Source organism: Aeromonas sp. 600774, assembly GCF_049175075.1.
In the GTDB taxonomy this organism is placed as follows: domain Bacteria; phylum Pseudomonadota; class Gammaproteobacteria; order Enterobacterales; family Aeromonadaceae; genus Aeromonas; species Aeromonas veronii_A.
This window is the reverse complement of the sequence record NZ_JAAKUJ010000017.1, coordinates 36,270-60,792: the sequence shown is the minus strand read 5'-3', so window position 1 is coordinate 60,792 and position 24,523 is coordinate 36,270. Positions and strand designations below refer to the sequence as shown.

The window sequence follows — 24,523 nt, the reverse complement described above, 5'->3', positions numbered from 1 at the left end:
CACAATCATGACATAGCCACCTATAGGCACCAAGTTTTATGGCCCAGTTTTTCAAGCCCCAAAAGAAGTCCCCCCAGCTCCAACGCATTGAATTTACGATAGACACCCTCGATCACCACTGCGTCGGTATCGGTCGCCATCAGGGCAAGGCGATCTTCGTCGAAGGGGCGCTGCCCGGCGAGACCGTCAAGGCACGCATCACCGAAGAGAAAAAACAGTATGGTCACGCCGCCTTGCAACAGGTGGTGACCCCGGCGGCCAATCGTATCGCCCCCTTTTGCAGCCACTATCGCGAGTGCGGCGGTTGCAGTGCCCAGCACATGTCGGTTGCCGATCAGCAAGCCGCCAAGGCGGCCGGACTGGTCAGCCTGTTCGAGCGGTTGGGCAACATCAAGGCGCCGGCGCTGGAGCCGGTACTGACCGGTGAAGATCGTGCCTACCGCCGGGTCTGTCGTCTGGCCATCAAATTTGACAAGAACGGTCGCTGCACCCGGGTCGGTTTCCGCCGCCGCAACAGCAACGATCTGGTGGAGATCGACAGTTGCCCTGTGCTGGCCGAACCGCTCTCTGCGCTGATTGCCCCGCTGCGTGAATGCCTCAATCGCCTCAAGAGCCAGCGCGAGCTGGGCCATGCGGAGCTAATCCAGGCCGAGCAGGGGATCATGATGCTGCTGCGTCACACCGGCCGCCCCAATGAGGCGGATCGCGCCCTGCTGGTGGAGTTTGCAAAAGCGCAGGGGATCGACCTCTATCTGCAGGCGGCCGATGATCGCATCGAAGCGCTGCAGCAACATTTTTCCCCATCCTACTCGCTGGATGGCCTGTCTCTTGCGTTTGCTCCCGGTGATTTCATTCAGGTCAACGGCCCCATCAACCAGAGCATGGTTGAGCAGGCGCTGACATGGCTCGGGGCGAGCAAGGATGACAAGGTGCTCGATCTCTTCTGCGGTATCGGCAACTTCACCCTGCCGCTGGCCCGTCAGGCTCGCGAAGTGGTGGGTGTGGAAGGTGAACTGGCCATGGTGCAGCGGGCCGAAGAGAACGCCCGTCGCAACGGCATCACCAATGCCCGTTTCTACAAAGCCGACCTGAGCGATGACATCGTCGGCATGTCCTGGGCGCGGGAAGGGTTTGATCTGGTACTGCTGGATCCGGCTCGCCCCGGCGCGCTGGAAGTGATGGGACACGTCGTGAAACTTTCACCCAAGCGGGTGGTCTACGTCTCCTGTAACCCGGTCACCCTGGCGCGGGACAGTCAGGTGCTGGTGAAAGGGGGTTACCGTCTGGTGCGCCTCGGCATGCTCGACATGTTCCCTCACACCGGTCATCTGGAGTCCATGGCACTGTTTGAACGGGAGTAAATGACTCATCAGTTCGGCGATGCCGGATAGGTCATCCGGCATGTTCGTTACTCTTTGAGCAGGTGTGTATATGAAGTAATCCTGCTCATCGGTACGGCGATGCGGATGTGTAATCTGGCATGTCTGCGTCTGTTTGAGCTGATGTGATTGGGGTAATCTAGACCCTCGTCGTTCGGCAGGGCCTGTTGGTGCGCTCTATTGTCTTTCTGGACAATATGCCTTGAAAAGTGCGCTGGATATCCCCATTTGAGGCAATCTCATGAGGGGGGAAAGTGACAGCTTTCGGCCCGATAATTTAAAGGATTGATACCATGGTTGCGGTTCGCGATATTCATTTGAAAGACAACTTCACCCTGGAAGAGTGGGTCAGCTCGCTCTCCTTGAGTGACAGTGAAAAGGATCAGCTGCGAACCGTCTACCAGTATTGTCTGACGCTCGGTGACGAGGCGCTGACCAGCAAGCTGCTGGTGCGCGGCATCGAAATGGTGGGCATTCTGCAGATGCTCAGCATGGATATCGGCACCCTCAAAGCGGCCATCATCTACCCCTTCGTCGAAGCCGGTCTCATCAGCCAGGAGCGGATGGACGAGGATTTCGGCTCCAAGATCGCCAAGCTGGTGGAAGGGGTGCTGGAGATGGAAGCCATCCGCTCCCTGCAAACCCTCCATCGCAGCGAAACCTCGCCGGAGCAGGTCGACAACGTGCGTCGCATGTTGCTTGCCATGGTCGAGGATGTGCGCGCCGTGGTGATCAAGCTGGCGGAGCGGATCGCCTGCCTGCGGGAAGCGAAGACGGCAGATGAAGAGACCCGGGTGCTGATGGCTCAGGAGATCACCAATATCTATGCGCCGCTCGCCAACCGTCTGGGCATCGGCCAGCTCAAGTGGGAGCTGGAAGATCTCGCCTTCCGTTACCTGCACCCGGATACCTACAAGCAGATCGCCAAGCAGCTCGACGAGAAGCGGCTCGACCGCGAGCGCTATATCCGCGAGTTTGTGCAATCCCTGCGTAATGGGCTGAAAGAGGCGGGAGTTGACGCCGAGGTGTACGGCCGCCCGAAACACATCTACAGCATCTGGCGCAAGATGCAGAAGAAGCACCTCGAATTCAACGAGTTGTTCGACGTGCGCGCGGTGCGGGTAGTGACCAAGCGGCTGCAGGATTGCTATGCGGCGCTCGGTATCGTCCATACCCAGTTCCACCACATTCCCCGCGAGTTTGACGACTATGTCGCCAACCCTAAACCCAACGGCTACCAGTCAATTCACACCGTAGTGGTGGGGCCTGAGGGCAAGACGGTCGAGATCCAGATCCGTACCGACCAGATGCATCAGGATGCCGAGCTCGGCGTCGCGGCGCACTGGCGCTACAAGGAAGGGGCACAGGCAGGCGGCAAGGCCAACACCTTCGAAGACAAGATCGAGTGGCTGCGCAAACTGCTCGCCTGGCAGGAGGATCTCTCCGAGAGCGGTTCCCTGCTCGAAGACCTGCGCAGTCAGGTGTTCGAGGACAGAGTCTACGTTTTCACCCCGAAAGGGGATGTCATCGACCTGCCGGCTGGCGCTACCCCGCTTGATTTTGCCTATCACGTCCACAGCATGATCGGCCACCGCTGCATCGGCGCCAAGATTGACGGCCGCATCGTGCCGTTCACCTACGCGCTGCAGACCGGCGATCAGGTGGAGGTGATCACCCAGAAGGAGCCGAACCCGAGCCGCGACTGGATGAACCCCAACGCCGGCTTCCTGCGCTCCAGCCGGGCGCGGGCCAAGGTGGCGACCTGGTTCAGAAAACTGGATCGGGACAAGAATATCGTGGCCGGTCGCGAGCTGTTCGAGAAGGAGCTGGATCGCCACAACCTCAGCATGTCCAAGATCGACAAGGGCAACATGCTGCGCCGCTTCAATCTGGAGAGCACCGACGATCTGCTGGCCGGTATCGGCAGCGGCGATATCCGCATCAACCAGGTGCTCAACTATCTCGACACCTGCTACAACAAGCCGACGGCGGAAGAGGAAGATCGCCGCCTGCTGGAGAAGCTGGAGCAGAAGGCCAATGCGCCGATGCGCCACAAGCCCAAGGATCACATAGTGGTGGAAGGGGTCGGCAACCTGATGACCCATATCGCCCGCTGCTGTCAGCCCATTCCGGGGGACTCCATTCAGGGCTTTATTACCATGGGGCGCGGCGTATCCATTCACCGGGAAGATTGCGAGCAGCTCAAGGAGCTGTCACGTCGCAACCCGGAGCGGCTGATCGATGCGGTGTGGGGGGAGAACTACTCCGGCGGTTACGGCCTCACCATCCGGATCATCTCCAACGATCGCTCCGGCTTGCTGCGTGATATCACCACAGTGCTGGCCAACGAGAAGATCAATGTGATGGGGGTGCGCTCACGCTCCAATGTGCGCGAGCAGACCGCCGAGATCGACATGGAGCTGGAGATTTACAACATCAACGCCTTCAACCGGGCGTTGGCCAAGCTCAGTCAGCTCAATGACGTAATTAGCGCCAAGCGGCTTTGATAGCGAACCGACCGGCCCCAGTGGCCGGTCTGTATTTATGACCCTTTTTGAACGAATCGAAAGCGAATATCCCATGTCCCAACGTTACGATCTGCCCCAACTGCTCGACATCATGGCTCGCCTGCGCGATCCGCAAAACGGCTGCCCCTGGGATCTGAAACAGGACTTCCAGACCATAGTGCCGCACACCCTGGAAGAGGCCTACGAAGTGGCCGATGCCATCGAGACTGAGGATTGGCAGGGGCTGAAAGGGGAGTTGGGGGACCTGCTGTTTCAAGTGGTGTTTTACGCCCAGCTGGGTAAAGAGCGGGGCTTGTTCGACTTTGCCGATATCGTCGATACGGTGAGCGAGAAGCTCATTCGTCGTCACCCCCACGTTTTTTCCGATGCAGACCTCTCCAACGAGCAGGCGGTAAAAGCGAACTGGGAGGCGGAAAAAGCCAAGGAGCGGGCGGCCCTCGACAAAGAGAGCGTGCTGGATGATATCCCGCTCTCGCTGCCTGCCTTGACCCGCGCCGCCAAAATTCAGAAACGCTGCGCCACTGTCGGTTTTGACTGGAAGACGCTGGGGCCTGTGGTGGACAAGATCCACGAGGAGATCGACGAGGTGATGGAAGAGGCATTGATGGCCGATGTGGACGAGGCGCGGGTGAGCGACGAGCTCGGCGACCTGCTGTTTGCCACCGTCAATCTGGTGCGTCATCTGGGCAAGGATCCGGAGCAGGTGCTGCGCGGTGCCAACGCCAAGTTCGAACGTCGTTTTCGTCAGGTTGAGCAGATAATCGCCGCAGAAGGCTTGAAAATGACCGATTGCACCCTCGAAAAGCTCGATGCCGCCTGGGATAAGGCGAAGGAAACCGAGCAAAGTTGATTTGGCGCAAGATGGGGGGGCGGTGAGCCTGATAGATTTTTGCTCATTGTTTGGGAGAGGGGTTTTTGGTATACTGTTTCCCCGTCCTGCTTCATCCCCGAAGCACCCCTTAAAATTCCCTAAACTTCTTTCAGGTTCAGCATGACGACCAAATATATTTTTGTTACTGGTGGCGTTGTTTCATCCCTCGGCAAAGGCATTGCCGCAGCTTCTCTGGCAGCCATTCTGGAAGCCCGTGGTCTGGATGTGACCATCATGAAACTGGACCCGTACATCAACGTGGATCCGGGCACCATGAGCCCGACCCAGCATGGTGAAGTGTTCGTAACCGAGGACGGGGCCGAAACCGATCTGGATTTGGGCCACTACGAGCGTTTCATCCGCACCAAGATGACCCGTCGCAACAACTTTACCACCGGCCGTATCTACGCCGACGTACTGCGTAAAGAGCGTCGTGGTGACTATCTGGGCGCCACCATTCAGGTTATCCCGCACATCACCAACGCCATCAAAGAGCGGGTGATTGCCGGTGCCGAAGGCCATCAGGTTGCCATCGTCGAAGTGGGCGGTACCGTGGGTGATATCGAGTCCCTGCCGTTCCTCGAGGCCATTCGTCAGCTGGCTGCCGAAGTGGGCCGCAACAACGCCATGTTCATGCACCTGACGCTGGTTCCTTACCTGGCTGCGGCCGGTGAAGTGAAGACCAAGCCGACCCAGCACTCCGTCAAAGAGCTGCTCTCCATCGGTATCCAGCCGGATGTGCTGATCTGCCGCTCCGACCGTGCCATTCCGGCCAACGAGCGCGCCAAGATTGCCCTGTTCTGCAACGTGCCGGAGCGCGCCGTCATCTCCATGAAAGACGTCGACTCCATCTACAAGATCCCGGCGCTGCTGAAATCCCAGAATCTGGACTCCTACTTCACCGAGCGTTTCGGTCTGGAGTGCAAAGAGGCTGACTTGTCCGAGTGGGAACAGGTTATTTACGAAGAGGCCAACCCGACTGGTGAAGTGACCATCGGTATGGTCGGCAAGTACGTCTCCCTGCCGGACGCTTACAAGTCCGTCAACGAGGCGCTCAAGCACGGTGGTCTCAAGACTCGCCTTTCCGTCAACATCAAGTACATCGACTCTCAGGATATCGAGACCCGTGGCGCCGAGCTGCTGGAAGGTCTGGACGCGATCCTGGTGCCGGGTGGCTTCGGTGAGCGTGGTGTGGAAGGCAAAATTCTGGCTGCCCAGTATGCCCGCGAGAACAAGATCCCCTACCTGGGTATCTGCCTCGGCATGCAGGTTGCCATGATCGAATTCGCTCGCAACGTAGCGGGCATGGAAGGGGCTCACTCCTCCGAATTCAAGAAAGATTGCGCGTACCCGGTCGTCGGCCTCATCACCGAGTGGGTGGATGAAGAGGGCAACGTCGAGACCCGTACCGAGAAGTCCGATCTGGGCGGTACCATGCGTCTGGGTTCCCAGCTCTGCCACCTGGTCGAAGATTCCAAGGTGCGTCAGATGTACGGCAGCCCGACCATTTACGAGCGTCACCGTCACCGTTACGAAGTAAACAACAAGCTGCTGCCGCAGATTGAAGCGGCAGGTCTGAAAGTGACCGGTCTCTCCGCCGACAAGAAGTTGGTGGAAATCATCGAGATCCCGGATCACCCCTGGTTCGTGGCTGCGCAGTTCCACCCGGAGTTCACCTCAACTCCTCGTGATGGCCACGCCTTGTTCGCCGGTTTTGTGAAGGCGGCAGGCGAGTATCAGAAGCGTAATTTGAAGTAATTGAAAATAAATGCGGTTGGGGCACTGTGCCACAGCCGCTTTTTTTGGCATATTTTTGTTGTTTTTTTACGAAACCTGAGGAAATACACATGTCCAAGATCGTTAAAGTGATCGGTCGTGAAATCATCGACTCCCGTGGTAACCCGACCGTTGAGGCCGAAGTTCACCTGGAAGGTGGTTTTGTTGGTATGGCAGCCGCTCCGTCTGGCGCGTCCACCGGTTCCCGCGAAGCGCTGGAACTGCGTGACGGCGACAAGAGCCGTTTCCTGGGTAAAGGCGTGCTGAAAGCCATCGAAGCCGTAAACGGCCCGATCGCTCAAGCTCTGCTGGGTAAAGATGCCAAGGACCAGGCCACTGTCGACCAGATCATGATCGACCTCGACGGTACCGAGAACAAATCCAAGTTCGGCGCCAACGCCATCCTGGCTGTTTCCCTGGCTAACGCCAAAGCTGCCGCTGCTGCCAAAGGCATGCCGCTGTACGCCCACATCGCCGAGCTGAACGGCACCCCGGGTGTTTACTCCATGCCGCTGCCGATGATGAACATCATCAACGGTGGTGAGCACGCCGACAACAACGTCGACATCCAGGAGTTCATGATCCAGCCGGTTGGCGCCAAGACCCTGAAAGAAGCCGTTCGCATGGGCGCAGAAGTGTTCCACAACCTGGCCAAAGTGCTGAAGTCCAAGGGCTACAACACTGCAGTTGGTGACGAAGGTGGTTTCGCTCCGAACCTGAAATCCAACGCCGAAGCGCTGGAAGTTATCGCTGAAGCCGTTGCCGCTGCCGGTTACAAATTGGGCGCCGACATCACCCTGGCTATGGACTGCGCTGCTTCCGAGTTCTACGACGCAGAGAAGAAAGAGTACAACCTGAAAGGCGAAGGTCGTGTCTTCACCTCCAACGGTTTCTCCGACTTCCTGGCTGACCTGACCACCAAGTTCCCGATCGTCTCCATCGAAGATGGCCTGGACGAATCTGACTGGGAAGGTTTCGCCTACCAGACTGCTGAACTGGGCAAGAAAATCCAGATCGTTGGTGACGACCTGTTCGTAACCAACACCAAGATCCTGAAGCGCGGTATCGACAACGGCATCGCCAACTCCATCCTGATCAAGTTCAACCAGATCGGTTCCCTGACCGAAACTCTGGCTGCCATCAAGATGGCCAAAGACGCTGGCTACACTGCCGTCATCTCCCACCGCTCCGGTGAGACCGAAGACGCTACCATCGCCGACCTGGCTGTTGGTACCGCTGCTGGCCAGATCAAGACCGGTTCCATGAGCCGTTCTGACCGTGTTGCCAAGTACAACCAGCTGATCCGTATCGAAGAAGCTCTGGGTGCCAAAGCTCCTTTCCGCGGTCTGAAAGAAGTTAAAAACCAGGCTTAATTTGCTGGTTTGCCAGCCTCGGCTGGAATGAAAAAAACCGGAACCCTTGGGTTCCGGTTTTTTTATGCCTGCTCCTTGCTGTAACGCCCTGAGAGGTGAGGGGGTTGTACCTCTGGTGTCGGGTCAGACAAAGGGGAGCGTGCGCTGATAGCGCCCTGCATGCGCCTGGAAGCCCAGTTTTTCAAACAGGGCGATAGAGCGGACGTTATCTGCATCGATATCTGCGGTGAGGCAGGTGACTCCCAGTGTGCTGGCGTGGGCGAACAGCAATCCCAGCGCCTCCGACATAAACCCTCTGCGCCAATAGGCCGCATTGAGCAGGCAACCTACCTCGCAGCAGCGACCCGCCTCGCTGAAACTGTGCAGGCCGCAGGTACCGATCACCTTGTTGCCCTCCCGCTCGACAATCGCCCACTCCAGCGACTCCCCCGTTTGCTCCAGCCGCACCACGCTCGCCATCATCTGTGCCACCATGGCGGGAGAGGTAAAGCAGGGATCAGAGGCAAACTCCATGGTCAGCGGATTGCCATAAATCTCGAACAGATCGGCAGTATCGTGCGGGCCAATGGTGCGCAGCACAATCCGAGTGCCGGTTAAGTCGGGCTTCATAAATCTCCTTGGGGAGTGTTACGCCAGCAAAGATACAGGTAAAAAATGAGACAGCGTGAAAGTTGGTCTCTAAAGGCAATTGGTGCTATCAAGAAATATTGTGACCGCGAACGTCCGATTACGTTTCACTAATCGAACCTATGGGCTAAAGCTGAAATTAAACGAAATTTACCAAGCGTTGCGAATCCTTCTTAAATACTTTGTTAGACATTTTTTGCCATGACACAATAATCATAATACGCGTCTGTATGATGCCATTTCATTCCTTGCATTGGACCATTTTCAACCATTGATGCAGATACACTTTGTACAAAAAAGTTTCTGTAGATCAACTCGACAGCTTCGTTGTATCGAGGGTGAAACTGTTTTTCACCATCTTGTATAACTTTCAGTTCCAAGTAATCCTTTCCTGCATCAATACTCTCGTACAGTTCCATGAAAGCAAGAAGTGTTAGATTGCTTACTTGATTAAATGCTCTCATAGCTGGAATCAAAAAATCCGGATCGTTCCAATGATCTTTGTAAATTAGAGCTAATGCTTTGACACCCAATTGAGAGTGAGTTTGACGTACTGTTTCAAGAGTAGCGTAAAAGCAGTTCGAATAGTCTTCGTTCACAGAAATTTTATTTATTAATTCTTCATCTACTTCAGCTTTGTTGCAAAAACTTTCAAACCTTTTATTGAGGTAATCATTATAAAAACTCTGTGCAAACTTACCTAGCAGACCAACTCCCGGAACACCTGCATCAGAAAGCTCATTGCTAATATTCGCTACTTCCATGCCCCAATCAATAGCTTTACTCAATCATGACTCCTTAAAATGTCTAACGCCTGCCTAAGGGGCTGGCAACGCATAACGCTAAACTCAAACATAACAACCGTAACCACCGCGACTTAATAGGACTGGAAAAGCCACGCGTTGACAGTCCCATTGAGGAGTTTGTTTGGCATATTTATTGAATTTTGTTGGTTTATGGGTAGGAACACATATCTTCAAATTTCGCATCTTCGCCTACAGTGCATATTGCTATTATGTTGTCTTGTTTTTCCCAAGTAAATTTACAGTTAGCCATTCCTGTTCCTGCACAAGCCAACATTTCCGGCCTACCTTCACAACGCGAGTCACCTTTAAGACAAGTATCTGCTTCGTTGCTAGTATAAGGCTTCCAGCCAGCCTTTATCATTTTCTCTCGGACATTTGAATAACTTTCATGTTCTGTAAGCTTAGGAATATCTGAGTATTGTGAATAAGAGACCTGTGGAACACCTATTAATATAGCGAAAAAAATAAATAATGTTCTGATTTTCATTAATATATCCTGTTTTAGAATTCGATTTGCCTAACGCAAAATTAAGGTGTGATGTGTATTTGCCATTCTGTGAAAGAAGCGAAACCAGAACGTAAGGAATCATTCTTAAATATTTTGTTGTATTTTGGCTTCGTAGTTCTCTTTAACAACTGTCAATATGTACGCTAGATACTTGGAAAGTACTTTATCCCATTCTGAAATCAAAGTTGAAGCATCCGTATCATGAGATAGAAATCCGCTTTCATGATTGGCAGAGTAACCTTTCAGCTTACCTTGCAGAAGAGAATGACGGTCTAAAATAAAGCTATGTTCTTTGAGCTGTCTACCACCTCGATTTGCGCTATGAGCAGCAAAACTGTTTCGAATATCAAAGACTAAACAATCCTGGATTTCGCTTAAGTCAAACTCTATAGCCATTTTTCTGAGAATAACTAGCATAGCTTGCTGTTGCATATAAATAGCATTAAGAACTCCATAGAAGTACAAATACAACTCGCCAAACGATAGTGACTGATTTCGTTCTAAGAACGAATGTTTGGCTAATTGGGTGTCTTCTAATAGGTAAAAACTGTCAATGATTGAGTTGTAGGCATCACTCGTAGCTACAGATACGATGGGATAAAGCTCATCATCATTGTCAACATTACAAGAATGGTCAGAGATAATTCTACGAGTTAAATCAATTATGTCATCAATATCCAAACGCTGAGCTCCAAAAACAATATAGCAGTAATCATATGGAAGGCGACACTAATCCGTTAGCAGAGCACTATATAACTCTGTAACATCTTCATCGCCGCCAAGCAAAAGTCATCATTAAATAATAATATTACCAACTCACTTCTGGTATCGGAGCGTATTAGCTTGACTTACTTTTTGCGCCATATATTGCCCCTGTGTTAAAAGTGCATGGGCTCCTCATGGAAAGCACCGCCAAATCACGCCTGTGTGAGCAGGTCAGAAATAAAAATGAGGTCGTCACCATTTTCAGTGGGTCGAAGGCAACTCTCGCTTATCCATTCCATCCGGCATGGCTACCGCCCCTGAATTTCAGCCTCCAGTCTGCTGCGGTTCACCAACGGGATGGGGTTGGCATGGCTCATGGGAGACTCCGACGAGGCAAGTGTTGCCAAATGGCAATATTAACCATGGCGCTGTGGAGAGAAAGCTCAACATTGAGATTTTCTGTGCAAGATCAATAAATTAATCAAATCTCACCCGCGATTGATGACGCGCCGAGATAGCGTGAACAACCATTTTTGAACTATCCCCATAGAATATTCATGGTCATATCTGGCTTGAACCAGCATAAAACTCTTTGTTATTGTCCTCGCTCCCCGCTGAAACAGCTTATTTATCTATAAATCAACAAGATAGCATTATGCGGTGGCGTCGCGGGGGCATCTGCTATCGGGAAGGAGAGTTATGAAGTCGCAGTTAAAAGTGGCGCTGGCCATGTTGGCCCTGTTCGTCGTCCAAGGCTGCACAGCCCCGGATTCATCCACCAAGCGCAATGCACCCGGCCCGGTGCTGACCGTGCATTACGAAAGTGCCCCCCTGATCCCCGTCACCATCGCTGGTGAGCAGTACCAGTTTTTGCTGGATAGCGGGGCCAGTATCACCTTTATCGATCGTCGTCTGGCCAGCCGCTTCAAGGCGCTGACCTTAAGCGAATTGCCCAGGGCCTATCAGGCTGATTTTGCCACTGTGAACAGCGTTTCGAGCCAACTGGGCAGCGAGCAGCTTGGTTTTGTTGAGCCGCAGCCCTTCTCGGTGGGGTCGGTCACCATTGATGACAGCGATCTGTGGGCAACCGTTGATTTTGATCTTTTCTCCCAGTCTCTTGGCAGCCGTATCGATGGCATCCTCGGGATCGACACCATCCGCCGTTTCAACTGGGTGTTTGATCGCGACAGGCATCAACTCACTGCTTCGCTGACGGCACCGTCGGCAGCCGCGTTCGAGCGTTGCATCGGCTATGAAGATAGCTACAACCGCTCCCCGGCAGTCTATCTGACCCACGGCGAGAGCAGCGTGCGCATGTATCTGGATACCGGGGCCGATCAGAGCTATGCCGACCATGCCTTTATCGACTTTATGGCCAGCCAGAAGGCGATCTCTGGCGAAGATGCCACGCCACGCAAAGGGGTGGACGCCAGCGGTATGGTGGAGGGGCGTGAACATATCCTCACCGGCCTGCACTTTGATGAGCGCCAGCTCGGTGAGCTGCGCGTGTCGGAAAACAGCAATGAGCAGTATGGTCTGGGGCTGGATTTTGTTAGCCGCTTCAATCGCTTTGCGATCATGCCCGGGCGGATGATGCTCTGCTACGACGCCGACAGCCTGGCGCGCAAAGTGCCGCCAGTCCTGCGCAATATCGGGGTGCGTTTTGATGGCGAGCATCTGCAGGTCTACTACAGCGACGAACGGGATCTTGCCCCCTATGGTCTGGCCAACGGCGACATTCTGGAACAGATCAACGGGGTGGCTTATCGTCCCCTCGAGATCGACAAGGTGCGTGAACTGCTCAGCACCAGCAAGCCGGGGTCGCTCAGGTTGCGGATTGTGCGGGAAGGAAAACCGCTGGATATCGCTATCTAGTCAAGGAGGGGCGGCAAGATGAGCCGCCCCTATGAGCCTCAGCCCTTGGTCGGATTTTCCATGCAGGTGAGGGTTGGCTGGCCGTAACGCTCCAGCGTGGCGTCGTCCCCCTTGGTGAAGAAGGTGAGGTTTTGCCCTTCATAACGGGCGCCGCTGGCGCTGGGGGCTTCATAGGCGAGCACTTGTTGCTGCTTGTCGCCCTCGCTCAGGTTGATCACCGCGGCGGGCAGCTTGGCATCGTTATAGAAGTAGGTAGAGAGTGTGACGCTCTTGCCGCACTGGTAGTTGACCGGTGCCGGCACCATCAGCTGGCCGCCGCTGATCTGCAGTTCGGTGATCCGCAGCAGGTAATTATCCTCCACACACTGGCGCAGATCCTGCCCCTTCCAGCAGTCGTTGCGACCCTTGATCCAGCCGCGCTGCATGGCGCGTTCGGTCTTGAGCTGTTCGGGAGAGAGCGCCGCAATCGCCTTGGGGTAGAGGGCCGCCAGTTCGTTATCAAGGGCGGCCAGTCCGGCATCCTTGCAGATCAGGGTTTCGACAGACCCGGACGCTTTGGTGCAGTCAAAAGAAGGGACTGCGGCACTGGCCAGCAGAGGGGCAAACAGCAGGGTGGCAAACAAGGTCTTGTTCATCGATAGATTCCAGCAATGAGTAGGGAATATCTGCCTACTACAGCACACTCTACAGGGCAATGCAGCAGGGGAGCCGAGCGCACTTGCGCTGCTGAATGACTGCCAAGCGGGAAAACCCGACACTCCTCGCCGGAATGTCGGGTTTTTTGTGGCCGCAATAAAGGGAGAGGCGGGTTGCCGGTTGCTCAGGCCAGCGCCAGTTGCTGACTGCGGGCGCGCCACAGCCGCTCGTGGAAGAAGAACACCACGGTATTGATGGCCGGTTCGATCATCGCCATCACGCCGCCGGTGAGCAGCTCGCCGCTCAGCAGGAAGGCCACACCGAAGGCCACCGAGAAGTGGATCACCGCGAAGCTGCTGGTCTTGGCCTGCAGGCTGTGATTTGGCTTGAGCTTGTGCCAGCCAAGGTCATGAAAGTAGAAGGCGACCGTGTTGACGGCGGGCTCGATCAGGGCGATCAGGCTGGCGGTCAGCAGCTCACCGGTCAGCAGGTAAGCCACGGTAAAGGCGACACCGAAGTGCAGGATGGCAAAGCTGATGGTCTTTTTCATGATGGCGGCTCCCTCTGTTGATGATGAGAGTATCCGCCAAAATAAGACCAAATGAAAACTATTCTCATCTATTGCCCAGATAGGGAAAACCTATCAACGGGCGAGCGGCCGGTGCGGTTCAGCGGTTGCCAATCGCAACCAGGGCGATAAAGTACAGGTTCTTCACACTTGCCCATGAAAAAGGATCTTTCATGAATATCAATGCCACCCTGCTTGGTCAGTTCATTGCGTTGCTGATGGTCATCGTCGGCGTCATCGCCTGGCGACTGGCGCGCCGCAAGAGCGAGCATCCGGCGCTGATCACCCTTATCTGCTCCCTGCTCTGTCTGTTTCCGCCCTTTGGCCTGCTGGCCCTGTTGCTGGTTGCGCTGAAACAGGATCTGCCCACCCGTTCATAGGGCGCGCAGGTTCAGGCTGCCGCACACACCGGCCGCACCAATAGCAAAAGCCCCGTGACGGGGCTTTTGCGTTTGAACTCGGTGAGCAGAAGACCTTGGACACCCATCTTTTGGGGTCGGGCTATGCTACACCTTGCTCAAAAAGGTGGGTGTCCCAGATTTGTTCCAAAAACATCAATGAGCAGAGCGGCAATTCCCGCCAGCTCAGATGCCTTTGTTAATGATTTTCCTAATGTGGAGTCTCGTTTATCGCCTGTACGGTATGCCTCAAATCTTTCAGGGCCGATAATATCGTTGCGAATTCTTCGATAAATAGCTTTGATTGGCTCGTTTATTTGTTCTTGCTGGTCACGTAGTACATTCTCATATACTCGATTTATTACTTTGTTAAATACATCGAATTGAGCAACCACCTGCTCCGATGATGGGGAATAAGTTGCTGTGCTTTCAAGAAGCCTGACTTGCTTTTGAAAGTAACGAAAGTGCGCAGGGTTTTCTAGCTTAAATCTGACTTGGCCTTTCTCTAAGCTTTCAAGTTCAATAGATACTCGCGAAAGTGAATCGAGAATTTCACGCCACACTTCTGGTTCATCTTTGCCAGAAAACTTAATCCATCCTGTTTCTACTAAAGACTTTACTCGGCTTTCCTTAATTTTAAATATTTCCGATAGCGCGAATACGTCTACTTTCTGTGTTCCAGAGTGCTTTAGATACAAATGGATTATTAATGCATCAAGATCAGCTTTAGGCATAGAGCCTAAGCCTTGCTGCCCCACATAGTTTTCCATTAATTCACTAAGGAAAATAGCTTTCTTATCATCTCTAATAGTATCTAGCACGATATCTCCTTATAAGGCTAACGCCGGTTAGGGGGCAACCAACGCTACTACCAACTTACCGCATAACACCATAACCACAAAAAACAACGCATAGTAAAAATGCCACGCGTTGGTTGTCCCTCTTGAACCGTTTGTTAGATTATTTTTCACTTTCATTTGCTGATGCGATAGAGTTTATTGTTTTCGAGAGTTCTTGTTGTTCTTTATTTAGAAGAACATTATCTAAAACCTTATTGTGAAGGTTTCTATACATTTGCTTTGCCTGCCATTCATCTATACGTCCCAATTGCTTTTGTGTTTCAATGTATGAGATTGCTTCATCTATTGATGGATCCACCTTGTGGCGATTAAGAAATGGCATGATATTAAACAAGAATACTCCCAAACCTATCAAGTGCCATAGCTTTATGAGGCTTATATTAATAACTGCAATTGTTTTTAAAAAGGGATTGAATAAGCTAATAAAACCATCTATTACAATCCCAGACAAAACGCCTAAGCTGGTGCCTCTCGGATTAGAAACAAAAAGAATGTTAATTGCTTTTCTAACTAAAACTGTCATTTGCTCTGTTTTCATATAGCTACTCCCCGTTTGCTTTCCTCATGTGCAACAGCTAAATCAGCCTCTGGGTTGGTAATAATTCTTTTCGCACCATTTCCATCGTTAAAATCATCCTTGTTCGAATGCAAAGTAATGAATTCAATGAGCTCCCTTGTCTCAAACTCGTTGCTACCGTACCACCCTTTTCGAATTCGAAATTCGATTAGTTTTTGGTCTACGAATACAGCTAAGAGCAACACTGCCAAAAATAGCAATACAAATTGGCTGATGTCACTGCCCGTCAACCAAACAATAAACAAGTGAGCAACAATAGCGAGAATCAGTATTGACTGTTGTATAGTTCCCTTTTTAGCTTTTTCAAGCAGCATTACGCCAACTATAGTATTAGCTTTTCTGTCTTTTGCACTTCCATCCGAATCAGCGATCTGTTTTGCTAGAGTTTCAACAACAGAAAAAGCACTGGAGTTCAAAAGCATAGAGGCTTCTAATAGAAGCGAGTTTGCCTTAAATACGCGTTTTACTATAGTTACCGCAATACTATCAACTTTTTCCATTTCACTGACGTAAGCATCTAATGCTCTCTTTATTGCCTTAATTATGTCCTTTGACTTATAAAGATTAAACGCAATTGCTACAGCTAAGGAACCCAGAGCCCCAGTACTTATAGTTTTTGCAATATCTGTAAGCTCTGTTAAAAGTGACATCAAAACTCCTTATTTAATCTAACAGTGATTAGATAGAAGGCGGCACTAATCCGTTAGCAGAGCATTCCATATAACTCCGTAACATTTTCACGGCCGCCAAGTAAAAACAACCATTAAATCATAACGTCATCAGCTTTCTTCGCATGCTGGGCGTATTCGCTTGACTTCCTCTTTTTGCGCCACCGTTACTACTGTATGAAAAATCAGTGCTCAGCGCACTCTTGGCAAGCGCCGCCAGATCACGCCAGCATGAGCAGGTCAGAAATAAAAATGGGGCCGTCACCATGTTGAGTGGGTCGTAGGCAACTCTCGCTTATCCATTCCATCTGGCATGGCTACCGCCCCTGAATTTCAGCCTCCAGTCTGCTGCGTTTAACCAACGGGATGGGGTTGGCATGGCTCATGGGGTGACTCCTACGAGGCTTTGTTGCCAATCGGGTATATTAGCGGCGGGTAGGCGGAGGGAAAGGACCAGATGGCCGATTTCTGATCTGGATCGACTAATTGGTCAATAACGACTGATCTGGTGTGCAGATGGAGCGGGTGCTGCCATTGGTGAGGAAAACAGTTAGTGGGTAAAAGCGCTGGCAGGTAAAAAACAAGAAGCCCCTGAACGGGGCTTCTCTTTGCTGGCCATGCCGCCACTGTGAACGGTTTGGGTGAGCGACTTGCTGGCGCGTTGGCCGGGCGCCGGAGCGAGCTGTTGCGGGCCTATTCTTCGACCTTGTTGAGCCACTCCACCTTGTACTGGGCGCCGGTGCCCTGTGCCAGCTTGGCGCACAGCGGTTTGAGGAAGGCTTCAATTTGCTCGTCCAGCATCCAGGGCGGGCTGATGATCAGCATGCCTGAGCCGTTCATGCCCCAGTCGGCAGTCTGACCGGCCACTTCCAGCTCGGCCACCAGCACGTTACCGAAGTTCTCGCGCTTGATGGCGCGCAGCATGTCGCGGGATTTGTCCGCCTCCTGCCCGAGGATCGGATACCAGAGGGCGTAGATGCCGGTCGCCCAGCGCTTCTGTGCCTTTTTCAGGGTATCGACCACGGCGAAGTAATCTTCTTTTAGCTCATAGGGCGGATCGATCAGCACCAGCCCGCGGCGCGGGGTCGGTGGCAGCAGGGCGATCAGCCCCTCGAAGCCGTCACGGTGGTGCACGGCGACGCGGGGGTCATAGCCCATGTTGGCGCGCAGATCGTCCACTTCGTTGTTGTGCAGCTCCATCAGCGCCAGCTTGTCCTGCTCGCGGGCGAGGCGGCGAGAGAGCTCCGGCGAGCCGGGGTAGTAGTGCAACTCGCCGTTCTGGTTCATCTCCTCGATGACGCCGAGATAGGGGGCCATGGCAGGCCATTGGGCCCGCTCGTCCCACAGGCGGCCGATGCCGTCGGCATACTCGGCCTTCTTCTGGGACCAGTCGCCGCGCAGGTCGTAGAGACCGCCACCGGCATGAGTGTCCAGCACGATGAAGGGTTTCTCCTTCTTCTTGAGGGACTCGATGATCAGGGCCTGAACGGCGTGTTTCAGCACGTCGGCATGGTTGCCGGCGTGAAAGGCGTGGCGGTAGCTCAGCATATTAGATCTCTGAGGGGGCCCTGCTGGGCACCCAGTAACGATAGATAGTTCAACAAATTGCGGCTGTTGCCGCGAAACAGGGAGAGGCTGCGCAGGGTCTGCAACAGGACGCCCTGTTGCAGCCGCTCCAGCTCCAGTTCGTGGGCCAGCATCGACTGATACTGTTGCTCGTCGAGTCGCGTCTTGGCGCTCTGGCGCAGGGCGCGCCACGGGGTCAGCACCGCTTCGGTCTGCACCAGCGCCGGTTGCAGGTCGGTCAGATCGACCACGATGCCGAGTTGATCGAGCCGGTGCAGCAGCAGCGCGAGATTGACGTTGCCCCCCTGCTCCTGCACGGTGAGCCAATCCTGGCTGCGCTCACCGTAGACCTTGCCGCTCCAGTGCCAGAAGCCGATCGGCGTCGGCAATTCGTGGACCGCGACCCGCTCGCTGGCCATCAGCTGTTCGTCACGCAAAGAAGGCTTGCTCCATGGTTTCCAGCTCTTCGGAGAGGCTCATCCACTCCAGCTCTACCTCTTCCAGCTGCTCCTTGAGGGGGCCCTGGGATTTGAGCAGTTCGGAGAGCTTGGTTTTAGCGCTCTCTTCGTAGATGGCGGGGTCGGCCAGTTGGCTCTCGATGTCGCCAAGCTTGCCTTGCAGCTTCTCCATACTCGCTTCGAGCTTTTCCAGCTTCTGGCGCAGGGGACGGGTTTGCTGGCGGAACTCCGCCTCGCGCCGCTTCTGATCCTTGCGAGCCACCGCCGAGTTGGCAGAGACGGGGCCATCCGCCGGTTTGGCGTTGGCCTCTTTCTCCTGCTCGCCGAGCCACTTGTGGTAGTCGTCCAGATCGCCGTCGAACGGCTCGACCCGGCCACCGTGCACCAGATAGAAGTCATCTGTGGTGGTGCGCAGCAGGTGACGGTCGTGGGAGACCACTACCATGGCCCCTTCGAAGCCTTGCAGCGCCATGGTGAGGGCGTGGCGCATCTCCAGATCCAGGTGGTTGGTCGGTTCATCCAGCAGCAGCAGGTTGGGTTTTTGCCAGGTGATCAGCGCCAGCACCAGCCGCGCTTTTTCGCCGCCAGAGAAGGGGGCTACTTTGTCGAGCGCCTTGTCACCGTGAAAACCGAAGCTGCCCAGATAGTTGCGCAGCTCCTGCTCGGTCTTGTCTGGCGCGAGGCGGGCCAGATGATCGAGCGGGGAATCGTCGAGACGCAGGGTCTCCAGCTGATGCTGAGCGAAGTAGCCGATGCTCACCCCGGCGCTCACTTCGAGCTTGCCCGACAGCGGCGGGATGGAGCCCGACAGCATCTTGATAAAGGTGGACTTACCGGCGCCGTTGCGACCGAGCAGACCGATGCACGAACCCGGTACCAGATTGAGTTTGATCTTCTCCAGGATCACCTTGTCACCGTAACCGGCAGAGAGGTTTTCCATGGCGATGAGCGGGGTCGGCAGGGCCGACGGCTCGCGAAACTCGAAGCTGAACTCGGAGTCGGCGTGGGCGGGCAGGATCTTCTCCATCCGCTCCATCGCTTTCAGGCGGCTCTGGGCCTGACGGGCCTTGGAGGCCTTGTAGCGGAAGCGATCCACATACGCCTGCATGTGGGACATCTCCCGCTGCTGCTTCTCGTACATGGACTGCTGCTGGGCCAGCTGTTCGGCGCGCTGCAGTTCGAAGTCGGAGTAGCCGCCGGTGTATTCGTTGAGCTTGCCGTTCTCGATATGGATGATGCGGCTGATGACCGAATCGAGGAAATCGCGGTCGTGAGAGATGAGCACCAGCGTGCCCTGATAGCCCTTGAGCCACTTCTCCAGCCAGATCACCGCATCGAGATCCAGGTGGTTGGTCGGCTCATCGAGCAGCAGCAGATCGGAGCGGCAGAGCAGCGCCTGGGCGAGGTTGAGGCGCATGCGCCAGCCACCGGAGAAGCTGCGCACCGGCGAGCTCAGCTGCTCGTCGCTGAAACCGAGGCCGTGCAGCAGCTCGGCGGCGCGGGCGCGAATGCTGTAGGCGCCTATGGTATCGAGGCGACTGTGCAGCTCGGCTACCAACAGGCCATTGTCATCCTGCTCGGCCTGTACCAGCTGGGCTTCCAGCGAGCGGAACTCCTTGTCGCCGTCGATCACGTACTCGAGCGCGGAGCAGTCGAGCGCCGGGGTCTCCTGCGCGACGCCTGCAATCTGCCAGCCAGCGGGCAGGCTGAAGGTGCCGCTGTCGATGGCCAGCTCGCCCCGTACCAGTGCAAAAAAGGTGGACTTGCCACAGCCGTTTTTGCCCACCAGACCCACTTTGTGGCCGGGGTGAATGGTGGCGGAGGCGTTGTCCAGCAGCTTGCGGCCGCCGCGGATCAGTTCGATTTGACTGGCAACTATCATGGGTGGGATCTGCTTGCTCAAAATGGAGGAGAAAAACTGGCGCGGATCTTACGTGAAATGACGCTGATTTGCACTGTAGCGAAGGGCTGGCCACTGGCTGGCACTGCAAAAACATGCCATAACAGAGAAACCAGTTTGGTTACGGGAGGTTAGCATGCATATCAGGGATATTATGACGACCCGGGTCGCCACCGTTTCAATGGATGATCGACTCCGAGTCATCAGGGATATCTTCGAGCAGGCACACTTTCGCCACCTGCTGGTGCTGGAAGAGGAGGAGCTGGTGGGGGTCATCTCGGATCGGGATCTGTTCCGTGCCATCAGCCCCTATCTAGACTCCGAAGCCGAGATGAGCCGCGATACCGAAACCCTCAACAAGCGGGCCCACCAGATCATGAGTCGTCAGCTCGTCACCATCGCTCCCCATCTCACCGTGCGCGACGGCGTCAAGCTGATGCTGGAGAAGGGGGTCTCCTGCCTGCCGGTGCTGGAGAATGGCGCCCTGGTCGGCATCATCAGCTGGAAAGATTTTCTCAAGGCGGCGCTGGAGAGTGACGCGCTGGGCTGAGCCCGGGGACTTAACAGTCATCTGTCACCGTAGCTGCTTGTGCCCGTCCTTGCGGGCCATAAGGGTACACGAAATGAATAGAGGGGAGCCAAGGCTCCCCTCTCTCTATGTGGTGGCTGGTGGCGCAGGTAAGTGCACCCCCTGCTGCTTCATCATGACTCCGGGGGCCCCTTGGCCAGGCTGGATGGGCCACTGCCGGAGAGGTGCGGCTGCAAGTGGGTGCGGATCTCCTGCAGAGTACGCTGGTACTGCTGGGCATGTTGATCCAGAAACGCAGGGCTGTGCTTGAGGCGCCGCTCCAGGGTATCGACCAGCAGCGCTACCTTGGGGGCAGCCATGCCCGTCGGCCAGCTGTGTTGCAGCAGTTCCAGCAATTGCCAGGCATCGCCGGGCAGGGCGGGAAATTCCTCCAGCAGTTGCAAGCCGGCCTGCAGTGCCAGTTGATAGTCACCTTTTTGTATCCCTTGATGACGGGTTTGGCGCAAGCTGGTCAGGCGCTGCTCCCGCGCCGTCAACTGTTGGCCCAGTTCCGTTAGCAGATGGTGAAACAGCTGACGGGTCAGGGGGTGGGGGGCGACACGGTCACGGTAGTGTGTCAGCTGCGCCAGATAGCGCTGGGCATGGTGGGGCAGGCCACAAAACTGACAGACGGCAAAGCCCAATAACAGGGTGAGATGGTTCTCGCTCGCCTGGCTGGGTTGATGGTGGGCGATCAGGATCAGCGCCTCGTCGAAGCGGTAATCCAATCCCTGCATCAGTGCCTGCAGCAGCTCGAACTCCTGCGCGGGCAGGTTTACTGTTCGCTTCAGATGGGCCCACTCCTGTTGCAGGGAGCGGATCCGGTTGCTGGATGGTGTATGCCACAGCACCGCCAGCATGGCGTTGATCATGAAGTGGTCGATGGCCAGCCGGACGCGCTGTTCACTGAAATGGTGAAGATTCAGGGTACTGGCTTGTTCCAGCACCTTCCTCTCGTCTTGCTGTAATAGTCCCAGCATCATGGCCAGCTGATGCCAGCGGGGTTGATGGGGGCGGACTTGTTGCAACTGCACCATGGTCTCCCAGGCTGCCTGCCACTGATGTTGGTGCAACTGACTGGCGAGTTGCAGCTCCAGTCGGGTGGCGGTCGGCAATATGGTTTGATGACGCTGCAAGTCGGTTTCGGCACTCTGCAGTTTGCCCAGTCCCAACATGGCGTAGAACAATCCGGCCCTCGGCCAGCTTGCCCGATACTCGTTGGCACACAGGGCATAATGCTGGGCGGCAGTGAGCTGTTCGCTGGACTGCAGCAGCAGGTAACCCTTGAACCGATCCAGCCAGGGGGCAAGGGGTCGGTTGTCCCGTTGATAGAGCAGGTCTTCACAGAGTGCGGTCGCCAGTTTCCACTCCCGCAGCAGGGTTGGAGGGGCGAGGGTGTGGGTCATCCTGCTCAGTTGTGTCAACTGCTTGAGCGCAGTTGTGAGCTCCCCGGTCATGAAGGGGAGTGGCAGATGGAGGGAGAAGTAGAGGTCCGAGGGGAGAAAATCCTGCTCGTTCTGGTCTGCATCCATCAACAGTAGTACGCAGGCGGGTTGTAGCAGGCCGAGGTAGTGTGCTTCATGCAGCAGGCGGGCGCCGTCATGCCCCAGTTGTCTATTTTGCTGGCAGATAATGGCATCGAATGGCTGTTGTTGCAGCAGGGTGAGTAGACCGCTGCGTTCCTGACCCGGGTGGCTGTGGTGGTGGATCCGTTCAGCAGGGATACCCTGTTCGGTCAGTTCCCGGGTGATGGCGCTACGGAGCAGTGGATCCTCTTCGAGCAGCAGTATCGTCATGCACGCGTCCTTTCAATACTCCACGAGTAGATCAGATTAGACCCAAGAGGAACATGGCGACAACTCTGCGGGGGAGGAAAAGTGACAGTAGTCGGCGCGAGACGAGGAAGGGCATTATAGGCGGTTACCGGGATTTATGTGCTTCGGTGAGAAAGACACACTCTGTTTGACGGATCTGGTGTGAGCCACTCCCCTGTTCCCCCTGCCAGCTTAATTCCAGCTTGCCGAGGCGGCCTAGATGGCGCAGTTCAAATTCGTAGCGCTGGCAGAGGTTGTTTTGGGGCAGACTCGTCATACCCGCTGGCAGGCGGTATTGATAGCGCAGGATCGGCCCATCTTCCAGCTTGCTGGCCACCGGCACCAGCCCCTCTGGCGTGGGCTGCGGCGCCCCGAGCGCACGGCGCAAACTGAGCGGTGCATCGATCGCCTTTTGATAGTGCAGGCCGTTCATGGCCGCCAGCTCCTCTTCCAGCCGTTGCAACTCCCCTTCCAGTCCATTGAGCGCGGCCCCCAGCTGCTGGTGGGTCGTTGACGAGGCGCAGCCACCCAGCAACAGGGTGGCAAGCAGCAGGGCGGCTCTGATGGGGGGCACGGCATCTCCTTGGCAATGACGATGAAGCGTGAAGGTCAGGTCGGCTGGCCCTGACTATAGCAGGGGATTGCTCGGGGGCGTCCCCTGCAGCAGCTGCGCCAGACGGGCCAGCCCTTCGCCGACCCGGGCATCGGTGGCGGGTTGGCTCAGGCTCAGGCGCACCCCTTGCGGAGCGGCAAACTGACCGGCGGCGAAGTGTTCCCCGCTCGCCACGCCAACGTCAAGAGCATCGGCGGCGGCAGCAAACTGTTGGCTGCGCCAGGGCTCCGGCAGCGGTAGCCAGGCGTGCATGCTGCCCGGCTGCCAGCGGGCTGCAGGCAGCAGGTGGCGCAGCAGTTCGCCACGGCGTTTGAGGATCTCCCGCTGCTGCTCGACCAGCGGCATGATCTGGCGCTGACTGACCATTTTGCAGGCGAGCTCGATCAGCAGCGGGCTCACCATCCAGCTCGACAGCCGCATGGTCTGGGCGAAGGCGCTGCGCAGGGCAGGGGGCGTCAGCACGAAGCCCACCCGCAGGCCGCCGCAGGCGATCTTGGCCAGACTGCCCAGATAGATGACCCGCTCCGGCGCCAGATTGACCAGAGGGATCACAGGTTGCTGGGGCAGCAGGCCGTTGACGTCATCCTCGATGATCAGCAGATCGTGGCGACGGGCGATGGCGACGATGGCCTCCCGCCGCGCCAGACTCATGATGGCGGTGGTGGGGTTTTGCAGGGTCGGGGTGAGGTAGAGCAGCTTGGCCCGGCGGGTGCGGCAGGCGGCGTCCAGCGCCTCGGGCAGCAGCCCCTCCTCGTCCATCGCCAGCCCCACCACCTGATTCTTCAGCTGGCGGGCGTTGCCCAGCATGCCGGGATAGCTCAGCCCCTCGCACAGGATGGTCTCCCCCACGCACTGGGTCGCCAGCAGCGCCAGCATGATACCGTGCTGGGCGCCGTGGCTGAACAGCAGGCGATCCTCACTGCAGGCCACCCCTTGGTCCGCCAGCCAGTCGGCAAACTGCTGGCGCTGATCCGGTCGTCCCGCCTCCTTGTCATAGCCGAGCAGGGCGTTGAGGTCCCCGTCCGCCACTTCCCCCAGCATGGGGCGAATGATGGCCGCCCGATCCAGCTGCACCGGCAGGTTCTGCCACAGCTCGATGCGGTGCCCCTCCTCCTGGCGGATCACCCACTCATTGGCGGGATCCGTGTTCGCTCCCTTGACCCAGGTGCCATGCCCCACCCGGGCGGCCAGCAGGCCGCGTCGCTCCGCCTCGCTGTAGGCGCGGGTGACGGTGCCTACGGTGACGCCCAGGCGATCCGCCAGGGATCGGTGGGTAGGCAATCGGGTCAGCGGTGGCAGCTCGCCATTCGAGATCCCCTGTTCGATTGCTTTGACCAGCTTGAGATAGAGGGGGCCATCGAAGGCCGCAAGGTCGGGCGTCCAGATTGTCATGGTGACAATAAATCCATTGATCCAAATTTGTTGTCAATATAGCGTGAATTTCAGCCT

Annotated in this window: 23 protein-coding genes; 8 read left to right on the top strand and 15 right to left on the bottom strand. The window is 55.7% G+C overall.

Features of this window, described 5'->3' with window-relative positions; all coding sequences use genetic code 11:
• Positions 1–38 precede the first annotated feature (38 nt).
• The 5 genes from rlmD (at position 39) to eno (ending at position 7,927) form a co-directional block, all read left to right on the top strand.
• Complete coding sequence (rlmD, locus tag G5171_RS17960) at positions 39–1,361, top strand: 23S rRNA (uracil(1939)-C(5))-methyltransferase RlmD (protein WP_216979449.1); 1,323 nt, start codon at positions 39–41, stop codon at positions 1,359–1,361.
• Between the two features lie 311 nt (positions 1,362–1,672).
• Positions 1,673–3,886 (top strand): GTP diphosphokinase, encoded by a 2,214-nt coding sequence (relA, locus tag G5171_RS17955; RefSeq protein WP_005335588.1) that lies wholly within the window; start codon positions 1,673–1,675, stop codon positions 3,884–3,886.
• A 73-nt stretch (positions 3,887–3,959) separates the two neighbouring features.
• Entirely contained in the window at positions 3,960–4,757 is a 798-nt protein-coding gene (gene mazG / locus G5171_RS17950) for a nucleoside triphosphate pyrophosphohydrolase (RefSeq protein ID WP_201995629.1), read from the top strand.
• 141 nt (positions 4,758–4,898) lie between these two features.
• Positions 4,899–6,536: a glutamine hydrolyzing CTP synthase gene (pyrG, locus tag G5171_RS17945; RefSeq protein WP_043821667.1), complete on the top strand. Its 1,638-nt coding sequence runs from the start codon at positions 4,899–4,901 to the stop codon at positions 6,534–6,536.
• An 89-nt stretch (positions 6,537–6,625) separates the two neighbouring features.
• Positions 6,626–7,927, top strand: a complete 1,302-nt coding sequence (eno, locus tag G5171_RS17940) for a phosphopyruvate hydratase (RefSeq protein ID WP_421260530.1) — start codon at positions 6,626–6,628, stop codon at positions 7,925–7,927.
• 123 nt (positions 7,928–8,050) lie between these two features.
• On the opposite strand, the gene G5171_RS17935 is transcribed toward eno, so the two are convergent.
• The 4 genes from G5171_RS17935 to G5171_RS17920 all read right to left on the bottom strand — a co-directional run bounded on the left by G5171_RS17935 (position 8,051) and on the right by G5171_RS17920 (position 10,549).
• The gene (locus G5171_RS17935; protein ID WP_043821665.1) at positions 8,051–8,536 is read right to left on the bottom strand and encodes a GNAT family N-acetyltransferase; all 486 of its coding nucleotides are present in this window, start codon (positions 8,534–8,536) and stop codon (positions 8,051–8,053) included.
• Positions 8,537–8,739: 203 nt separating this feature from the next.
• Complete coding sequence (locus tag G5171_RS17930) at positions 8,740–9,342, bottom strand: hypothetical protein (protein ID WP_043821664.1); 603 nt, start codon at positions 9,340–9,342, stop codon at positions 8,740–8,742.
• A gap of 166 nt (positions 9,343–9,508) precedes the next feature.
• Entirely contained in the window at positions 9,509–9,847 is a 339-nt protein-coding gene (locus G5171_RS17925) for a hypothetical protein (RefSeq protein ID WP_152564640.1), read from the bottom strand.
• Between the two features lie 105 nt (positions 9,848–9,952).
• Entirely contained in the window at positions 9,953–10,549 is a 597-nt protein-coding gene (locus tag G5171_RS17920; RefSeq protein WP_043821662.1) for a hypothetical protein, read from the bottom strand.
• A gap of 723 nt (positions 10,550–11,272) precedes the next feature.
• On the opposite strand from G5171_RS17920, the gene G5171_RS17915 reads away from it, so the two are divergent.
• On the top strand, positions 11,273–12,448 hold the full coding sequence (locus tag G5171_RS17915) for an aspartyl protease family protein (protein WP_421260529.1): 1,176 nt from the start codon (positions 11,273–11,275) through the stop codon (positions 12,446–12,448).
• A 38-nt stretch (positions 12,449–12,486) separates the two neighbouring features.
• Here G5171_RS17915 and G5171_RS17910 read toward each other — a convergent pair whose 3' ends face one another.
• Both G5171_RS17910 and G5171_RS17905 read right to left on the bottom strand, forming a co-directional pair.
• Positions 12,487–13,083, bottom strand: coding sequence for an MliC family protein (locus G5171_RS17910; RefSeq protein ID WP_421260528.1), 597 nt, complete (start codon positions 13,081–13,083; stop codon positions 12,487–12,489).
• A 185-nt stretch (positions 13,084–13,268) separates the two neighbouring features.
• Complete coding sequence (locus tag G5171_RS17905) at positions 13,269–13,634, bottom strand: DUF2061 domain-containing protein (protein ID WP_227274282.1); 366 nt, start codon at positions 13,632–13,634, stop codon at positions 13,269–13,271.
• A gap of 191 nt (positions 13,635–13,825) precedes the next feature.
• Between G5171_RS17905 and G5171_RS17900 the strand changes: the two genes are divergently transcribed.
• Positions 13,826–14,032: a hypothetical protein gene (locus tag G5171_RS17900; RefSeq protein WP_139707525.1), complete on the top strand. Its 207-nt coding sequence runs from the start codon at positions 13,826–13,828 to the stop codon at positions 14,030–14,032.
• A 137-nt stretch (positions 14,033–14,169) separates the two neighbouring features.
• On the opposite strand, the gene G5171_RS17895 is transcribed toward G5171_RS17900, so the two are convergent.
• The 6 genes from G5171_RS17895 to G5171_RS17870 all read right to left on the bottom strand — a co-directional run bounded on the left by G5171_RS17895 (position 14,170) and on the right by G5171_RS17870 (position 20,061).
• Positions 14,170–14,871 (bottom strand): hypothetical protein, encoded by a 702-nt coding sequence (locus G5171_RS17895; RefSeq protein WP_227274280.1) that lies wholly within the window; start codon positions 14,869–14,871, stop codon positions 14,170–14,172.
• 139 nt (positions 14,872–15,010) lie between these two features.
• Positions 15,011–15,448, bottom strand: a complete 438-nt coding sequence (locus G5171_RS17890; protein ID WP_227274278.1) for a hypothetical protein — start codon at positions 15,446–15,448, stop codon at positions 15,011–15,013.
• The gene (locus G5171_RS17885; RefSeq protein WP_227274277.1) at positions 15,445–16,137 is read right to left on the bottom strand and encodes a hypothetical protein; all 693 of its coding nucleotides are present in this window, start codon (positions 16,135–16,137) and stop codon (positions 15,445–15,447) included. The genes G5171_RS17890 and G5171_RS17885 overlap by 4 nt, the downstream gene beginning before the upstream one ends.
• Positions 16,138–16,848: 711 nt before the next feature.
• A complete protein-coding gene (locus G5171_RS17880) occupies positions 16,849–17,703 on the bottom strand; it encodes a 23S rRNA (adenine(2030)-N(6))-methyltransferase RlmJ (RefSeq protein ID WP_421260527.1) in 855 nt (284 codons plus the stop codon).
• The gene (locus G5171_RS17875) at positions 17,697–18,158 is read right to left on the bottom strand and encodes a DUF2390 domain-containing protein (protein ID WP_005343337.1); all 462 of its coding nucleotides are present in this window, start codon (positions 18,156–18,158) and stop codon (positions 17,697–17,699) included. The genes G5171_RS17880 and G5171_RS17875 overlap by 7 nt, the downstream gene beginning before the upstream one ends.
• Positions 18,151–20,061, bottom strand: a complete 1,911-nt coding sequence (locus G5171_RS17870) for an ABC transporter ATP-binding protein (protein ID WP_421260526.1) — start codon at positions 20,059–20,061, stop codon at positions 18,151–18,153. Before G5171_RS17870 ends, G5171_RS17875 begins: the two co-directional genes overlap by 8 nt.
• 154 nt (positions 20,062–20,215) lie before the next feature.
• On the opposite strand from G5171_RS17870, the gene G5171_RS17865 reads away from it, so the two are divergent.
• Positions 20,216–20,629: a CBS domain-containing protein gene (locus G5171_RS17865; RefSeq protein WP_227341361.1), complete on the top strand. Its 414-nt coding sequence runs from the start codon at positions 20,216–20,218 to the stop codon at positions 20,627–20,629.
• A 152-nt stretch (positions 20,630–20,781) separates the two neighbouring features.
• On the opposite strand, the gene G5171_RS17860 is transcribed toward G5171_RS17865, so the two are convergent.
• The 3 genes from G5171_RS17860 to G5171_RS17850 all read right to left on the bottom strand — a co-directional run bounded on the left by G5171_RS17860 (position 20,782) and on the right by G5171_RS17850 (position 24,466).
• A complete protein-coding gene (locus G5171_RS17860; RefSeq protein WP_421260525.1) occupies positions 20,782–22,443 on the bottom strand; it encodes a hypothetical protein in 1,662 nt (553 codons plus the stop codon).
• A 124-nt stretch (positions 22,444–22,567) separates the two neighbouring features.
• On the bottom strand, positions 22,568–23,035 hold the full coding sequence (locus G5171_RS17855) for a hypothetical protein (protein ID WP_216979440.1): 468 nt from the start codon (positions 23,033–23,035) through the stop codon (positions 22,568–22,570).
• Positions 23,036–23,089: 54 nt separating this feature from the next.
• Positions 23,090–24,466 carry a PLP-dependent aminotransferase family protein gene (locus G5171_RS17850; protein WP_421260524.1) on the bottom strand — a complete coding sequence of 459 codons (1,377 nt, stop codon included), beginning with the start codon at positions 24,464–24,466 and terminating at the stop codon, positions 23,090–23,092.
• Between the last annotated feature and the right edge of the window lie 57 nt (positions 24,467–24,523).

What these genes read in the sequence shown, in the direction of transcription:
- G5171_RS17910 (WP_421260528.1), bottom strand. Translation starts at nt 13,083, where the DNA reads ATGAACAAGACCTTGTTTGCCACCCTGCTGTTTGCCCCTCTGCTGGCC.
- pyrG (WP_043821667.1), top strand. Translation starts at nt 4,899, where the DNA reads ATGACGACCAAATATATTTTTGTTACTGGTGGCGTTGTTTCATCCCTC.
- G5171_RS17865 (WP_227341361.1), top strand. Translation starts at nt 20,216, where the DNA reads ATGCATATCAGGGATATTATGACGACCCGGGTCGCCACCGTTTCAATG.
- G5171_RS17915 (WP_421260529.1), top strand. Translation starts at nt 11,273, where the DNA reads ATGAAGTCGCAGTTAAAAGTGGCGCTGGCCATGTTGGCCCTGTTCGTC.
- eno (WP_421260530.1), top strand. Translation starts at nt 6,626, where the DNA reads ATGTCCAAGATCGTTAAAGTGATCGGTCGTGAAATCATCGACTCCCGT.
- mazG (WP_201995629.1), top strand. Translation starts at nt 3,960, where the DNA reads ATGTCCCAACGTTACGATCTGCCCCAACTGCTCGACATCATGGCTCGC.
- G5171_RS17935 (WP_043821665.1), bottom strand. Translation starts at nt 8,536, where the DNA reads ATGAAGCCCGACTTAACCGGCACTCGGATTGTGCTGCGCACCATTGGC.
- relA (WP_005335588.1), top strand. Translation starts at nt 1,673, where the DNA reads ATGGTTGCGGTTCGCGATATTCATTTGAAAGACAACTTCACCCTGGAA.
- G5171_RS17885 (WP_227274277.1), bottom strand. Translation starts at nt 16,137, where the DNA reads ATGTCACTTTTAACAGAGCTTACAGATATTGCAAAAACTATAAGTACT.
- G5171_RS17860 (WP_421260525.1), bottom strand. Translation starts at nt 22,443, where the DNA reads ATGACGATACTGCTGCTCGAAGAGGATCCACTGCTCCGTAGCGCCATC.
- G5171_RS17880 (WP_421260527.1), bottom strand. Translation starts at nt 17,703, where the DNA reads ATGCTGAGCTACCGCCACGCCTTTCACGCCGGCAACCATGCCGACGTG.
- G5171_RS17870 (WP_421260526.1), bottom strand. Translation starts at nt 20,061, where the DNA reads ATGATAGTTGCCAGTCAAATCGAACTGATCCGCGGCGGCCGCAAGCTG.
- rlmD (WP_216979449.1), top strand. Translation starts at nt 39, where the DNA reads ATGGCCCAGTTTTTCAAGCCCCAAAAGAAGTCCCCCCAGCTCCAACGC.
- G5171_RS17905 (WP_227274282.1), bottom strand. Translation starts at nt 13,634, where the DNA reads ATGAAAAAGACCATCAGCTTTGCCATCCTGCACTTCGGTGTCGCCTTT.
- G5171_RS17850 (WP_421260524.1), bottom strand. Translation starts at nt 24,466, where the DNA reads ATGACAATCTGGACGCCCGACCTTGCGGCCTTCGATGGCCCCCTCTAT.
- G5171_RS17890 (WP_227274278.1), bottom strand. Translation starts at nt 15,448, where the DNA reads ATGAAAACAGAGCAAATGACAGTTTTAGTTAGAAAAGCAATTAACATT.
- G5171_RS17900 (WP_139707525.1), top strand. Translation starts at nt 13,826, where the DNA reads ATGAATATCAATGCCACCCTGCTTGGTCAGTTCATTGCGTTGCTGATG.
- G5171_RS17925 (WP_152564640.1), bottom strand. Translation starts at nt 9,847, where the DNA reads ATGAAAATCAGAACATTATTTATTTTTTTCGCTATATTAATAGGTGTT.